General features: G+C 66.9%; 15 protein-coding genes. 8 read left to right on the forward strand and 7 right to left on the reverse strand.

The features are described from left to right. The first annotated feature begins 4 nt into the window (after positions 1 to 4). From ACN27E_RS00555 to ACN27E_RS00580, 6 genes are read left to right on the forward strand one after another with little or no spacing between them, the layout of a single operon-like run. A complete protein-coding gene (locus tag ACN27E_RS00555; protein ID WP_422746060.1) occupies positions 5 to 1,198 on the forward strand; it encodes an MCE family protein in 1,194 nt (397 codons plus the stop codon). After that, on the forward strand, positions 1,195 to 2,220 hold the full coding sequence (locus ACN27E_RS00560) for an MCE family protein (RefSeq protein ID WP_422746062.1): 1,026 nt from the start codon (positions 1,195 to 1,197) through the stop codon (positions 2,218 to 2,220). Before ACN27E_RS00555 ends, ACN27E_RS00560 begins: the two co-directional genes overlap by 4 nt. Then, positions 2,220 to 3,323 carry an MCE family protein gene (locus ACN27E_RS00565; protein ID WP_422746064.1) on the forward strand — a complete coding sequence of 368 codons (1,104 nt, stop codon included), beginning with the start codon at positions 2,220 to 2,222 and terminating at the stop codon, positions 3,321 to 3,323. The genes ACN27E_RS00560 and ACN27E_RS00565 overlap by 1 nt, the downstream gene beginning before the upstream one ends. Beyond that, on the forward strand, positions 3,307 to 4,854 hold the full coding sequence (locus tag ACN27E_RS00570; RefSeq protein ID WP_422746065.1) for an MCE family protein: 1,548 nt from the start codon (positions 3,307 to 3,309) through the stop codon (positions 4,852 to 4,854). The genes ACN27E_RS00565 and ACN27E_RS00570 overlap by 17 nt, the downstream gene beginning before the upstream one ends. 5 nt (positions 4,855 to 4,859) lie before the next feature. Beyond that, a complete protein-coding gene (locus ACN27E_RS00575; RefSeq protein WP_422746067.1) occupies positions 4,860 to 6,242 on the forward strand; it encodes an MCE family protein in 1,383 nt (460 codons plus the stop codon). Then, positions 6,242 to 7,930, forward strand: coding sequence for an MCE family protein (locus tag ACN27E_RS00580; RefSeq protein ID WP_422746069.1), 1,689 nt, complete (start codon positions 6,242 to 6,244; stop codon positions 7,928 to 7,930). Before ACN27E_RS00575 ends, ACN27E_RS00580 begins: the two co-directional genes overlap by 1 nt. Before the next feature lie 41 nt (positions 7,931 to 7,971). Here the strand turns inward: ACN27E_RS00580 and ACN27E_RS00585 are convergent, their stop codons facing one another. Beyond that, complete coding sequence (locus ACN27E_RS00585) at positions 7,972 to 8,496, reverse strand: hypothetical protein (RefSeq protein WP_422746071.1); 525 nt, start codon at positions 8,494 to 8,496, stop codon at positions 7,972 to 7,974. Positions 8,497 to 8,566: 70 nt separating this feature from the next. On the opposite strand from ACN27E_RS00585, the gene ACN27E_RS00590 reads away from it, so the two are divergent. After that, entirely contained in the window at positions 8,567 to 8,977 is a 411-nt protein-coding gene (locus ACN27E_RS00590; protein ID WP_422746073.1) for a hypothetical protein, read from the forward strand. Between the two features lie 33 nt (positions 8,978 to 9,010). On the opposite strand, the gene ACN27E_RS00595 is transcribed toward ACN27E_RS00590, so the two are convergent. Continuing rightward, entirely contained in the window at positions 9,011 to 10,291 is a 1,281-nt protein-coding gene (locus ACN27E_RS00595; protein WP_422746074.1) for a cytochrome P450, read from the reverse strand. A gap of 207 nt (positions 10,292 to 10,498) precedes the next feature. Between ACN27E_RS00595 and ACN27E_RS00600 the strand changes: the two genes are divergently transcribed. After that, complete coding sequence (locus ACN27E_RS00600) at positions 10,499 to 11,125, forward strand: TetR/AcrR family transcriptional regulator (RefSeq protein WP_422746076.1); 627 nt, start codon at positions 10,499 to 10,501, stop codon at positions 11,123 to 11,125. On the opposite strand, the gene ACN27E_RS00605 is transcribed toward ACN27E_RS00600, so the two are convergent. The 5 genes from ACN27E_RS00605 to ACN27E_RS00625 are packed head-to-tail and all read right to left on the reverse strand — an operon-like array spanning position 11,116 to position 14,003. Further along, positions 11,116 to 11,571, reverse strand: coding sequence for a hypothetical protein (locus ACN27E_RS00605; RefSeq protein ID WP_422746078.1), 456 nt, complete (start codon positions 11,569 to 11,571; stop codon positions 11,116 to 11,118). The two genes, ACN27E_RS00600 and ACN27E_RS00605, sit on opposite strands and share 10 nt — an antisense overlap. Positions 11,572 to 11,623: 52 nt before the next feature. Then, positions 11,624 to 11,893, reverse strand: coding sequence for a cytochrome C oxidase subunit IV family protein (locus tag ACN27E_RS00610; protein WP_422746079.1), 270 nt, complete (start codon positions 11,891 to 11,893; stop codon positions 11,624 to 11,626). Positions 11,894 to 11,900: 7 nt separating this feature from the next. Beyond that, positions 11,901 to 12,506: a cytochrome c oxidase subunit 3 family protein gene (locus tag ACN27E_RS00615; RefSeq protein ID WP_422746081.1), complete on the reverse strand. Its 606-nt coding sequence runs from the start codon at positions 12,504 to 12,506 to the stop codon at positions 11,901 to 11,903. Positions 12,507 to 12,510: 4 nt separating this feature from the next. After that, on the reverse strand, positions 12,511 to 13,263 hold the full coding sequence (locus ACN27E_RS00620; protein WP_422746082.1) for a hypothetical protein: 753 nt from the start codon (positions 13,261 to 13,263) through the stop codon (positions 12,511 to 12,513). Beyond that, a complete protein-coding gene (locus tag ACN27E_RS00625; RefSeq protein ID WP_422746083.1) occupies positions 13,260 to 14,003 on the reverse strand; it encodes a hypothetical protein in 744 nt (247 codons plus the stop codon). Before ACN27E_RS00625 ends, ACN27E_RS00620 begins: the two co-directional genes overlap by 4 nt. Positions 14,004 to 14,028: the final 25 nt, after the last annotated feature.

Here is a 14,028-nt window from a genome sequence, read left to right on the forward strand (position 1 = left end):
TCCGTTGTCGCGCAGTTATATTCGCCCCGTCACCGGGCTCGCTACCCTGGCGGTTCTGGTCTTGGTCCTCGTCCTTGCCGTCGCCCTGTTCCGGGGCAGCTTCACCCCCACCGTTCCGGTGACGGTGATCTCCCAGCGGGCCGGTTTGGTGATGAACCCGGACGCGAAGGTGCAGATGCGGGGCGTCGAGGTCGGCCGCGTCGACAACATCGCCTACCGCCCCGACGGCACCGCCGAGCTCACGCTGGCAATGAACCCCGATCAGATGAGGCTGATTCCCGGCAACGTCGAGGTCGACATCGCGTCATCGACGGTGTTCGGCGCGAAGTTCGTGCAGCTCGCTGCGCCCGTCGACCCCTCGTCGGAGCCGCTGCGGGCCGGCCAGATTCTGCAGGGCGACCACGTCACCGTCGAGATCAACACCGTGTTCCAGCAGCTGAATTCGGTGCTGACCAGCATCGAGCCGCAGAAGCTGAACGAGACGCTCGGCGCGATCGCCAACGCGTTCAACGGCCGCGGCGAGAAGATCGGCCAGACGCTGACCGACTTCAACGCGTTCCTCGCCGAGATCGAACCGAGTCTGCCCAACCTCACGCGCGACGTCGAGTACTCGACACCGGTGTTCACCGCCTATGCCGACGCGGCGCCGGATCTGATGCGGACGTTCGAGAACACCACTCGATTGAGCCAGACGGTCGTCGACCAGCAGCAGGAGCTCGACGCGTTCCTGATCAGCGGCATCGGCCTGGCGGACATCGGCAACGACGTGGTGAGCAGCAACCGGGCGGCGCTGACCGACGTGGTGCACCAGCTGACGCCGACCACCGACCTGCTCAACGAGTACAACGAGGGCATCACCTGCAGCCTGCTCGGGATGCTCGTGCAGCTGAAGCAGCCGCCGGCCGCCGATCCCGGCGTCGCGGTGAACGTCAGCTTCACCATGGGCGTCGAACGCTATCGGTATCCCACGGATCTGCCCAAGGTCGCGGCGACCGGCGGACCGCACTGCAAAAGCCAGGGTCTGCCCAAGCTGCCGTTCGAATCCCGGCCGCCCTACCTCGTGACCGACACCGGTACCAATCCCTGGAAATACGGGAATCAGGGCATCCTGCTGAACTCGGACGGCCTCAAGCAGCTGTTGTTCGGACCCATCGCCGGGCCACCGCGCAACACCTCGCAGATCGGACAGCCCGGATGAGCAGCCTGCCCAAGACCCTGGCCAAGATCGGCTCGTTCGCCGTCATCATGCTCGTGTTGACCGGCTTCCTGTTCATGGTCTTTGGCGAGTACCGCGGCGGGTCGACCGAGGGTTATTCGGCGGTTTTCAAGGATGCGTCGCGGCTGAAATCCGGCGATTCGGTCCGGGTGGCCGGCATCCGGGTCGGCACCGTCGACTCGGTGAGTCTGCGCGACGACAACACGGTGCTGGTCGAATTCGACACCGACCGGTCGGTGGCGCTGACGACGGGCACCACCGCAGCGGTCCGGTACCTCAACCTGGTCGGCGACCGCTATCTGGAACTCAGCGACGCGCCGGGCTCGACACGGCTCCTGGGTAAGGGCGCGCAGATCCCGGTCGAGCGCACCCAACCGGCTCTCGACCTCGATCTGCTGCTCGGGGGCCTCAAGCCCGTCATCCAGGGCCTCAATCCGCAGGATGTCAACGCACTCACCGGGTCTCTCATCCAGATCTTCCAGGGGCAGGGCGGCACGCTCGACTCGCTACTGTCCAAGACCTCCTCGTTCACCAACGCCCTGGCCGACAACGGGCAGGTGGTCGAACAGCTCATCGACAACCTGAACACCACCATCGACACGCTCTCCAGAGACGGCGAGCGGTTCTCCGGCACGGTGGACCGCCTCGAACAGCTGGTGAGCGGATTGTCCGCCGACCGGGATCCGATCGGTGAGGCCATCACCTCTCTGGACAACGGCACCGCATCGATCGCCGACCTACTCGACGAGGCGCGGCCGCCGCTGGCCGGCAGCGTCGATCAGCTCAACCGGCTGGCAGTGCTGCTGGACTCCGACAAGGCAAGCCTGGAGACCGCGCTGAACAAGGCGCCGGACAACTACAAGAAGCTGCGCCGGCTCGGCGCCTACGGCAGTTGGATCATGTACTACATCTGCGGACTGTCGCTGCGCGTCACCGATCTGGAGGGCCGCACCGCGGTGTTCCCCTGGATCAAGCAGGAATCCGGAAGGTGCATGGAGCCCTGATGCTGAAGTACCGCGGAACCCATCTCGTCAAAGCCGGATTCATCGGTGTCGTGCTTGCGATGCTGGTCATCGCCGTCGGCTTGTCGCCGGACAAGCTCGCCCAGTGGGCGACGGCCATTCGCTATCAGGCGCTCTTCTCCGAGGCGGGCGGCCTGGTCGTGGGCAACGACGTGACGCTCTCGGGTATCAAGGTCGGATCGGTCAGCGGGATCGGGTTGCAGAACGGCGATGCGCTGGTCGACTTCACGATCGCCGGCCGCTACCGCCTCGGCTCGCAGACCACTGCCCACATCCGCACCGGCACCCTGTTGGGCGAGCGGGTCCTCACGCTGGAGTCCGCGGGAAGCGGGTCGTTGGACTCCTCGACGCCGATCCCGGTGTCGCGCACCTCGTCTCCTTATTCGCTCACCGACGCGGTCGGCGACCTGGCGGCCAATACCGCCGAGACCAACACCGAGTCGCTGAACCAGTCGCTGGACACGCTGTCGGAGACCATCGATCAGATCGCCCCGCAGCTGGGGCCGACGTTCGACGGGTTGAGCCGCCTGTCGAAATCGCTCAACAGCCGAAACGAGAACCTCGCCAATCTGCTCCGCACGGCCGGCGACGTGTCGGGAATCCTCTCGGAACGCAGCTCTCAGGTCAACGCCTTGCTGCTCAACGCGAACGACCTGCTCGCGGTGCTCAACGACCGCCGGCAGGCGATCGTCGACCTGCTCGCCAACACCTCGGCGGTGTCCCAACAGCTGACCCAGCTGGTCGCCGACAACGAGGCGGAGCTCGCGCCGACGCTGGAGCGACTCAACCGGGTGACCGAGATGCTGGAGCGCCAGCGCGACAACATCAGCACCACGCTGGTCGGCTTCAAGAACTATCAGATCACCCAGGGCGAGACGGTGGCCAGCGGCGCCTACTACAACGCCTTCGTGCCCAATCTGACCATTTCCGAGCTGACCCAGCCGTTCTTCGACTATGCCTTCGGCTTCCGCCGCGGGGTGGACGCCGGGCAGCCGCCGGACGACGCCGGACCGCGCGCCGAGATTCCCTTCCCTTACAACGGGATTCCGATACCAGGAGATCTTCCCGATGATGGCAACCCGTAAGCGGCTCGTCAGCATCACTGCGGTGGTGCTGACCGTCGTGCTATTCGCCGGCGTGACGTTCCTGGTGCACCAGACCTTCTTCGGGCCGAAGACGATCACGGCCTACTTCACGACGGCAACCGCGATCTACCCCGGGGACGAGGTCCGGGTATCCGGCGTCGAGGTCGGCAAGATCGAGTCGATCGAGCCCGAGGGCACCCAGACCAAGATGGTGCTCGAGGTAGACCACGGGGTGCCGATCCCGGCCGATGCCAAGGCCGTCATCGTCGCCCAGAATCTGGTGGCGGCACGCTATGTCCAGCTGACGCCGGCGTACCGGACGTCCGGGCCGACGCTGGGCGACGGGGCGGTGATCCCGCTGGACCGCACCGCGGTCCCGGTGGAGTGGGACGAGGTCAAGGACCAGCTCATGCGGCTGGCATCGGAGCTGGGACCCAAAGCGGGAGTGTCGGACACGTCGGTCGCCCGCTTCATCGACAGTGCGGCCAGCGCGATGGACGGCAACGGGAAGAAGTTGCGCGAGACACTGGCTCAGCTGTCCGGCGTCGGGCGCATTCTCGCCAATGGCAGCGGCGACATCGTCGACATCATCAAGAACCTGCAGACTTTCGTGACGGCCCTGCGCGACAGCAGCGCACAGATCGTGGCGTTCGAGAACCGGCTGGCCACCCTGACCAGCGTCGTGGACGGAAACCGGTCGGATCTCGACGCGGCGCTCAATGACCTGTCGGTGGCCGTCGGCGAGGTGCAGCGGTTTGTCGCGGGCAGCCGCAACCAGACGGCCGAACAGGTGCAGCGCCTGGGCAACGTCACCCAGAACCTGGTCGACAACAAGACGAATCTGCTCAACGTGCTGCATGTGGCGCCGAACGCGTTCGCCAACGGCTACAACATCTACAACCCGACGACGGGAAGTGCGCTCGGCGCGTTCGTGATCAACAACTTCTCCAGCCCGGTGCAGCTCATCTGCTCGGCGATCGGGTCGATCGAGAACACCACCGCCCCCGAGACCGCCAAGCTCTGCGCGCAATACCTCGGGCCCGCCCTGCGCCTGATCAACTTCAACTATGTTCCGGTGCCACTCAACCTGTACCTGATGCCCTCGGCCAGCCCCCAGGACATCGAGTACTCCGAGGAGCGCTTGCGGCCCACCGACGGGCGCGGGCCCGTGCAACCGCCCGAACCGCCGCCTGCCACGTCGGCCTATACCGGATTCCAGGGCAATCCGTATCCGGCGCCGGGTCTGCCGCCGCAGCCGTACACCGGACGGCTGCCCGGCGAACCGGCCCCCGGCGCGCAGCAACTGCTTCCCGGTGCGCCCGCCATCGTGCCGCCGAACGTGCCCACGACGTCGGATCAGCTGCTGTTGCCGCCGGCGTCGGTGCCCGGGCTGCCGCCGCCGGGAGCGCCAGGCACCCCGTTGGCTCCGCCGGTCGATCACCTGCCGCCGCCGGCTCCCGGCGCCGCGCCCGCCCCGCCCGGGGCGCCGCTGCCCGCCGAAGCGGCACCGCCGCCCGGAGGCACACCGTGATGAGGATGAGGTGGCACAGCTGGTCTCGCACATTCGTCGTTGTGGGCTCGTGTGTGGTGGCGTCGGTGACGGGATGCTCGTTCCAGGGCGTCAACTCACTGCCGCTGCCGGGCGCCGACGGCCGCGGCCCCGACGCGGTCACCTACCGTGTCGAGGTGGCCAACGTCGGCACGCTGGAATCGAATTCACCGGTCCTCATCGACGACGTAGCCGTCGGCAGCGTCGGGAAGATGACGGTCCAGGACTGGCACGCCGTGGTCGAGGTATCGGTGCAGCCCGACGTCGTGGTGCCGGCGAACGCCGTGGCGACGGTGGGGCAGACCAGCCTGCTGGGCTCGATGCACCTGGCGCTCAACCCGCCGCTGGGAGAGGAGCCGCAGGGGCGGCTCGCTCCGAACACCACGATTCCGCTGAGCCGGTCGATGAGCTATCCGTCGACCGAACAGACGTTGTCGTCGCTGTCGGTGGTTGTCAACGGTGGCGGCCTCGGGCAGCTCGGTGACATCATCCACAACTTCAACATCGCGCTGAGCGGGCGGGAGGGCGACGCGCGCGAACTGCTCGGCCGGCTGGATCGGTTTGTCGGCACCCTCGATGCCCAACGCGATGACATCATCGCCTCGATCGAGGCGTTGAACCGGTTGGGTGCCACCTTCGCCGGGCAGCGCGACGTCATCACCCGCGCGCTGCGCGAGATCCCACCGGCGCTGGACGTGCTGATCAAGGAGCGTCCGACGCTGACGACGGCGCTGAGCAAGTTGGGCGAATTCGGCCAGACCGCAGCGGGATTGGCCAATGACACGAAGAACGACCTGGTCAAGAATCTGCAGAACCTGGAGCCGGCGCTCAAGTCACTCGCCGATGTCGGGCCCGATCTGAACAAGGTGCTGGGTTACGCGACGATCTTCCCGTACACCCAATCGTTCATCGACCGCGGTATCCGGGGTGACTACTACAACCTGTTCGCCACCATCGACCTGACCATTCCGCGGTTGAAGCGTACGTTGTTCCTGGGCACCCGGTGGGAGCAGGAGGGTGCGAAACTCGTTCCTGCGCCAGGTGATCCGTACTACTACAATTACACTTTGGAGCCGCTGAACCTCGGGGTGAACCCCCCGCCGCCACCGCCCGAGGAGGTGCCGGTCGACCAGGCGAACATGGGTGCGCCGGTCACCGAGTACTCCGGTCCGGTGCCCGAGGCGCCGCCGATGCCGCCGGTCACCCAACCGATCGTGCCGGTGTCCCCGCCGGTGCTCAACCCGGTACCGGGTGGCCCCGTCCCGGTGGCGCCGGCTTCGGGCGACCAGATCTTCGCGGGGCCGTATCCCGCGAACGGACCTGCCTCGCAGACTGTGCCGGCCCCGTCCGCGCCCGGAGGTGGCGGCTGATGCTCACCCGTTTCATCAAGACCCAGCTCGTCATCTTCCTGGTGGCATCGATCGTCGGCGTGGCGGTGATGGTGTTCTCCTACATGCAGCTGCCGACGTTGCTGGGGCTGGGACGCATCCACGTCACGGTCGAACTGCCCGCCAGCGGCGGCCTGTACCGCTTCAGCAATGTGACCTACCGCGGTGTGCAGGTCGGCAAGGTCACGGCGGTCAACCTGACCGAGAAGGGCGCCGAAGCGGTCCTCACGCTGGACACCTCACCCAAGATCCCGGCGGATCTGGAGGCCGAGGTGCGCAGCGTCTCCGCGGTCGGCGAGCAGTACCTCGACCTGCGTCCGCGGACGGACTCCGGCCCCTTCCTGCGGAACGGATCGGTGATCGCGATGGGCGACACCACGATTCCCCAAGCCGTCGGGCCGATGCTCGATCAGGTCAACGAGCTAGTCGCCAGCATCCCGAAGGACCGGTTGAGCGCGCTGCTGGATGAGACATACGCAGGGCTCGACGGTGCGGACTACGACTTCGGGTCGCTGCTCGACTCGGCCGCAAAGGTGAGCAACGACGCCAATTCGGTCTCGCCACAGATGCGGGCACTGATCGACGACGCCGGGCCGCTGCTCGACTCGCAGGCCCAGACCACCGACGCGATCAAGACGTGGGCGCGCAGCCTGGCCGGCATCACCGACCAGGTGGCCACCAACGATCCGCAGATCAGGACGCTCCTGCGGAACGGGCCCGCTTTCGCCGACGAGACATCGGCGCTGCTGAACCAGCTGAAGCCGACGCTGCCGATCCTGCTGGCGAATCTGAGCACCCTCACTCAGATCGCGGTCACCTACAACGCGTCGCTCGAGCAGCTGCTGGTGCTGCTGCCGCCGTTCGTTTCCTTCACTCAATCGATCGCACCCGGCAACAATCCGACCGGAATCCCCAACGGCGACTTCTCCATCACCGTGTCGGACCCACCGCCATGCACGGTCGGCTTCCTGCCGCCCTCGCAGTGGCGCAGCCCAGCGGACGAATCGATCGTCGACACTCCCGAGGGGCTGTACTGCAAGCTGCCGCAGGACTCGCCCATCGCGGTGCGCGGTGCACGCAACTATCCCTGCGTCGAGCACCCTGGCAAGCGGGCGCCGACCGTCGAGATCTGCGACAGCGACAAGCCGTTCGAGCCGCTGGCGCAGCGCCAGCACGTGACCGGCCCCTATCCGTTCGACCCGAACCTGATCTCGCAGGGCGTGCCGCCGGATGACCGGGTCACCCTGGACGAGAACATCTACGGGCCGCTGCAGGGCACCCCGCTGCCACCGGGCGGCGGCGGAGCGCCACCTTCGCCGCTCACCGCGCCGATCGCGCCCGGACCCGCACCGGCGGAGTCGGCCCCGCCGGCGCCGGTCGCCCCGCCACCCCCGCCCGGCAATTCGCTCAACGGGGTACCGATCGCGCCGGGCGCCGCGCCGCCCCCTGTCGCACTGCCGCCGACCGCGCCGGTGCCGATGGGGCAGGCGCCGGGGGAGGCCGGCTTTGCGCCGAGTGCGTTCGGGGGCAACGTATCCGGTGGGCCGGCAGTGTCTTTTGCGAAGTACAACCCGCGAACCGGTGAGTACGTGGGGCCGGACGGCGAGACCTACCGGCAGTCGAATCTGGTGGCGCCGGCCAAGACGTGGCAGGACCTGCTGCCCAAGTGAGCGGGCGGCGAGGGCCTAAGCCGGATCGGCGGTCGAGCGGGTCAGGAGACCAGCACTGCCCGGAACGGCATGCGGATGTCCATGTTGGCGCTGCGGCCGCAGGCGCCACTGGGACCGATGGTGTGGTCCTCGCCGGTGAGCAGTCGTTCATCGTCGGTGGCGACGAAGCCGGTGTCCGGCTCGGTGGGCTGGAAACGGAATACCTGCAGCCCATCGGCCTTGGAACCGTCCGGGCAGGGCACCCAGCCCACGACGACGCGCTTGACGTAGTAGACGCCATTGGTGGTGTAGATGGGCGCAGACCAGCCGTCGCTACTCGTCACCGTGCCCGCGCAGTCCATCGGACTCGAGCACTGTGTGTTGATGGTCCAGGTCTGGTGCACGGTGGGCACGTCGTAGTAGCTGTCGTTGCGCTTGGCCCATTCGCCGTTGGAGAGGGCGTCGTAGACGCCGTTGAGGCCCCACGAGCTCGGATCGTCGGCGTGGGCGGGGGTAGCTACGGTGAGTCCTGCGGCGATCATGGCCGCCGCGCTTGCCAGAGCCGAATTCAGCGCGGACGCGTGCATATCCGCAGGCTATCAGACGTACACTCTCCCTTTTTGAGAATTCCGTTTCCGTCTGTGGGAAGGTGAGACCATGCGTCTGCCCGCCGTAGCTGTGGCCACCCTGGTCGGTGCCGGACTGGTGTCCGCGCCGGGTTCCGTGGCGGCGCCACGGGCCGAGGCGCAGCCGACTTTCTGCAACGACGCGTACTGCACGCCCGGCATCAAGGGCGGGGTCGTGCTCGGTGCCCCGTGCAGTGATACCTCCTACTATGTCTTCGCCACGGCGGTCGCGGGCGCGTCGACGCGGGAGGGCCGGCTGGTCTTCTGTGGTTCACCGCGCCGCTATGAGCCGCGGTACTTCCGCTCACCGCCGATGGTGGGCATCAAAGAGCTGAACGCGGGTTGCACCGGCTATGAGAACAAGGTCGCGCAGGCGCCGGACGGTTTGTACCTGTTCTGCACGTCGAAGAATGGCCGTTCGTACTGGGATCGCGGTGACTAGCGCGTCGAGCCACCCATCCTGGCGGCGCCGCCGTCAGCCGGCCGGCGTGAACTCGATGTTGATCTCGGTCAGCCCGCGCAGGATGAAGGTCGGCTCGTAGTCGTATCGGCGATCGCCGAGCGGTCCGTGCTTCTCCTCATCGATCCTGATGTCGCTCAACCGATCCAGCAGCCGCTCGATCGAGACCCGGCCCTCGACGCGCGCAAGCGGGGCGCCCGGGCAGGAGTGGATACCGCGACTGAACGCGATGTGCTCGCGCACGTTCTTGCGGTCCAGCTGGAACTCATGCGGATTGTCGAAGCGGCGCGGATCCCGGTTCGCCGCACCGGGACTCACCATGACCGTCGTTCCCGCGGGCACCGGCGTGTCACCAAGGGTGGTGCTTTTGCGCGCCATCCGGAACACGCTCTTCACCGGGGCGTCCATCCGCAGACACTCCTCGATGAACGTCGGGATCTTGCTGCGGTCCTCCCGGAGCTGCTGCTGGATGTCTGGCCGGTCGCCGAGCACACGCATCGTCGCCGACAGCAGCTTGGCGGTCGTCTCCTGGCCGGCGCCGAACAGGAACGTGGCGGTGCGTACGACGTCCACGACGGCGGGCGTCGACCCGTCCGGGTAGAGCGCGGTGGCCAGCCCGGTCAGGACGTCGTCCCGCGGGTTCTTGCGGCGGTCCTCGATGTAGTGACTGAACTTCTCGTCCGCCCACTCCAGCGGATTGGCGGCGATCGGCTCATGGTCGAGCCCACCGATGTTCGTGCCGGGCAACTGCGCGCCGAACGCCGCGCGGAACTCCTCATGGTCCTCTTCGGGGACGCCCAGGAGGTCCGCGACGACCAGCAGGGAGAACGGACGTCCGTAGGACGCCAGGAACTCGCAGCGGCCCTGACCGATGAACTCGTCGATGTGGCGGTCGGCCAGCCGCCACATGAAGTCCTCGTTCTCCTTGAGCCGCTTGGGGGTCAACAGCCGGCTCAGCAGGGACCGGGCGTCGGTGTGATTCGGCGGATCCATGGTGACCATGTGCTCGTACATCGGGATCTCGGTGCGGTGCTCCTCGAGCTGAGCGCAGATGTCGTCACCCTCGGGCACGAATGGCAGCGGGGTGAACGGCCCGGCGACCGCCACACACGACGAATAGTTGACGGCGTCCTTGTAGACGGTGTTGGACTCCTCCCAGCCGGTGACGGCAAGGACGTTGTTGTTGATCGGACAGCACGCGGTGCCCTTGGCCCGCAGGTGATCGAAGTACGGGTGGGGGTCCGGCACCAACGACGGATCGGTGAAGTAGTCGATCGAGTCGAATTCCGTGGTCATGGTCCGCAAGCCCTCCAATGTCGGCGCGTGATGTGCGGCGGTTGATGTCGTTCCCGGCGGCTGAACGTGAGCTGCGCCACCAAAGTGCTGAGCACCTGCTTAGCATGGCGCTAAGGTCAGGGTCAAGGACGCGCGGCTACGATCGGCGCGTCGGTTCGGCACGGCCCGGCGCCGACCTCGACGTTGTGTGAAAGGTGACGGAGCGGTATGACCACTGCGCGACGGATCGGGGCGCCGGACGCGAAGAACCGGACCGTGCTCCTCGATGCCGCCGAGCGGCTGATGCTCGAGGAGGGGTACGCGGCGGTGACGTCGCGGCGGGTGGCCGAGAAGGCCGAGCTCAAACCGCAGCTGGTGCACTACTACTTCCGCACGATGGACGAGCTGTATCTCGCGGTGTTCCGCCGGCGCGCCGACGAGGGGCTCGAAACACTCGAGCACGCCCTGCGATCTCCGCAGCCGCTCTGGTCGCTGTGGCGCTACGACGCCGATCCGAGCACCGCCACCTTCAGCGTGGAATTCGCAGCGCTGGCCAGTCACCGCCCGGAACTGCGCGCGGAGGTGGCTCGCTACGGAGAGCGCTATCGGGAGGCCGAACGCGCGGCGCTGACCGAGGCGCTGAAGCGCTACGGGGTGGACGTCACCGCGGTGCCGCCGGTGGTATGGGCGGTCTTCGCCACCAGTCTGTCGCGGGTGCTGGTCATGGAACAGGCGCTCGGGATGTCGACCGGTCACGCCGAGACGCTGTCGTTCATCGAAGCCTGGCTGCGGGAACTCGAGGGAGAGCCCGAACCGGCCGGCGAGAACGGCGTGGCGGCGACCGCTCAGAAGTGACGGATCGAGCAAAGCGCGCCCTTCGGCCCCTCGTTGGTGGCCACCACCGCGCCGTCGACCTCGAGGGTGCAGCTGAACATCGGATTGATCGGGTCGAGCCCGCGGGTCGCCGTCACCATCGCCCAGTGGTACGGATCGGCGAGCCACACCTCCTTGATCCACGGCTGGTCGGGACCCAGCTGCGCCTCGGCCTTGGGTGAGAACTCGTAGGGGTTGTGGCTGTAGTCGGCGAAGTTGTCCGGATCCCGTTCGCGGTAGTAGATGTCGGCGAAGTACGGCTCCTGCGTGGTGACGGTGTACTTGACGTGGTGCAGGGGCGGTCCGGGAGGCGGGGGCGGCGGAGCGGGTTGGGCGTGGGCGAGCGCGGCGGGCCCGAGCGCTCCGGCCAGCAGCGCGCACGCGATGGCCGCACCGCGGTAGGCGCGGCCTATCGGCGGAAATGCCATTTCTGCATTTTAGAACACAGTTTTCGGCGTCGGACCGGATTGGACGCTGGGGTCACCACAGGTAGATCGCCAGCACCGCCGCCCACAGCGCCGTCAGCCAACCGTCCGTCGCGAGTCTCAACCACCTCGGCGCCGACCGGACCTCCATGAAGTAGCGGAGGATCATCCGGCCCTTCACGAAGCCGAGGAGAACCACCGTGACGGTGATCGGGACGCTCGGTTGCGCTGCCCCGGCCGCGTGTCCCGGCGCCAGCCACCAGGAGGCCACGGTGATGGCCGCCAGGAAGAGCCACACGAAGGTGATGCTGCGCGTCGCCGTCATCTCGCCGTCACCTCATCACGTAGAGCAGGCCGAAGATGACGACCCAGAGCAGATCCACCATGTGCCAGTAGGTGGCGCCCGACTCGATCATCGACATCCGGCGCCGGTGTGGCTTGCGCAATTCGCGGATCACGACGCCGAGGATCAGCAACCCGAGTGCGACATGGAACAGGTGCACGCCGGTCAGCATGTAGTAGAAGCCGAAGAATTCGCTGCTCGGCATGGTCTGTCCAGCCGCGACCTTGGCCGACCATTCGTAGGCCTTGATCGCGATGAACAGCACCCCGCAGGCGCCACCCGCGATCGTCAGTCGTACCGCCGCAGCGTGATCACCCACCCGCGCGGTCTGCACGGCGCGGGCGACGAACCACGAACTCGTCAGCAGCACAAGGGTGTTGACGACGCCGATGGTGAGATTGAGATGTTGCTGGTCGGCGAGGAACAATTCGGGTTTCATCGCCCGGTGCACCATGAAGATGACGAAGTACGCGCCGAAGATGATGAGGTCGCCGAGCACCATCACCCACATCGCGCCATCGGCAGGTAGGTGCGTGTTCCGCTGTGTCCCTTCGCCGTCGGACGCGGCCAGGACCGGCTGCCGGATGTCGGTCATCGGATCAGTCCACCGTCTCGCCGACTGGCTGACGTTCGTTGGCTTTCTTGAGGAAGAAGATCACGCAGGACAGCCAGAACCCGAACACCACCACACCCGTCCAGAACGACATCGACCCGTTCCAGGCGAACGGACCCGCCTTGAATACGAAGACCGGGACCGCGATGATCTCGGTGACGATCTGCCAGATGGTCACGTAGGCCAGCCATTTCGGAAAGATCTCATTGCGGTCGTAGAGGATCGCGATCGCCAAGCCGAAATAGGCTGCGGTGAAACAGCCCAGAGACCCGACGTAGGACAGGCAGCCCAAATCGTAGAGCAGGGCGAGGAGTTCCGGGTCACGGTCGGGCCGGTAGACCGCGGTGAGGAAGCACAACGCGACCAGTAGACAGCCCGGGAGCGCACCCACGGCCATGCCGCCCAGGTAGATGTATGCGCCCACCGAACCGGCCGTCATCCGCTTCATGTGGTAGACGACGATGCCGTTGGCGACGCCCGCGCCGCCGATGATCAGGATCAGAACGCCGAAGCCGATTTGGATGGTGCTCGAGTGCTGCGTGAGAAAGTCGACCTGCTGGGGGATGGTCATGTCCGGGCGCGGCGGCGGCATCACGCGGGCCAGGGCGAAGAAGATCAGGCCGAACGCGCCGTAGAACGCGGGAACGATCCAGAACACGATCGAGATGTCGCGCTTGTTGGCCGGCCCGGCCGCGGCCCGGCTCGGCGACGTGGCGCCGGGGGCGACGACGGCACTCACCGGGCGACACCCTCGGCGATCGCCTGCCGGCGCAGGATCCGGTTGAGCACCACGAACATCACCGCCACGAAGCACACGAACGCGACGGCCCGCAGCCAGAACGACACGCCGCCGTTCCAGGCCAACGGACCGCTGGTGAAGACGGCCGCGCCGGCGGCCGGCGCCATCGCGAGCCCGGTGAGCAGCGAGAGGTGGCCCGCCCACCGCGGGAACACCGGTGCCGCTCCGCGGTCCAGGTAGATCGCCAGGGCCAGAAGGAGATTCTGGCCGACCAGCATGCCGACCGGAGCGACGAAGGTGATCCACGCCAGGTCGTTGAGCAACTGGACCAATTCCGGACTGCGGTCGGGGCGGAAGGCGGCGACGAGAAAGAAGATGTCGGCCAGCGCGAAAACCGTGGCACCGCTGACCACGGCGGTCAGATAGCAGTAGGCCAGCGCGTGGCTCTGCGTCGTCATCCGCTTCATCTGCACGACGATGACCGCGAAGAACGGCAGCAGCATGATGCCGCAGAGGTTCCAGGTGATCATCGTGAAGCGCGTGCTTGCCGCGTTGTCGCGATAGAAGTCTCCGACCTCGGCCGCGGACATCTGGGGCGACATCGGCGGGAAGAAGCCGGGGAAAGCGACGAAGGCGACGAGTAGGACCATCCCGGCGGTCAGACCCGACCACAGGGCGATCCGCTGGGTCTTGATGTTGGCCGTCTGCGGGGAGTCCTCGACCTCGGCGATGTACTGCACCCGGCCTAGACTAGCCGATCGGCTA

Origin of the sequence: Mycobacterium sp. WMMD1722 (assembly GCF_049315205.1) — a bacterium.
GTDB lineage: Bacteria > Actinomycetota > Actinomycetes > Mycobacteriales > Mycobacteriaceae > Mycobacterium.